Below are 859 nucleotides of genomic sequence, written 5' to 3' on the forward strand. Positions count from 1 at the left end.
GAATGCTGGTTCAGGTGTTGTGCCAGTAATGAAACTGTTAGAAGATGCCTTTTCTTATGCTAACCAATTAGGTCAACGAAATGGTGCTGGGGTTGTTTATTTAAACGCCTTCCACCCGGATGTGTATGAGTTCTTATCTACTAAGAAAGAAAATGCCGATGAAAAAATTCGAGTAAAGACCTTATCGCTAGGTTTGGTAGTGCCAGATAAGTACTATGAACTATTGAAAACAAATGAACCCATGTACTTGTTTAGTCCATATGACGTGGAACGCATTTACGGTCAACCATTTGGCTATGTCAATATCACGGAACATTACGAAGATATGGTTGCTAATAAGGACATTAAGAAATATAAAATCAATGCACGTGAGTTAGAGCAAGAGATTTCGCGTCTACAACAAGAATCTGGCTATCCATATATCATGAATGTGGATACAGCGAACAAGGAAAACCCAGTTAACGGGACAATTACCATGTCTAACTTATGTTCTGAAATCATGCAGGTACAAAAGCCATCTACTCTAAATGAAGATTTAACTTATGAAGAAGTTGGTTTAGATATTTCTTGTAACTTAGCTTCAACAAATATTACTGAAATGCTAAAAACGCATCACTTTGAGCAAGCTGTGGATACTGCTGTACGGGCTTTAACTGCCGTTTCTGATATGACATCAATTCAAGCGGTGCCAAGTGTTGAACGTGGGAACTCAGCTTATAACTCTATCGGATTGGGCGCGATGGGACTACATACAGCCCTTGCTACCAACCAAATTCATTATGGATCAGCTGAAGCGCTAGAGTTAACGGATGCTTACTTTATGGCATTACGTTACTATGCTTTGAAAACTTCAAACCAG

At 39.0% G+C, this 859-nt stretch carries 1 pseudogene; it reads left to right on the forward strand.

The annotated features are described in order from the left end of the window. A pseudogene (locus tag ACRCJ0_RS16310) lies at positions 1–859 on the forward strand (class 1b ribonucleoside-diphosphate reductase subunit alpha); the annotation flags it as partial.

Source organism: Aerococcus sp. L_32, from assembly GCF_050689315.1.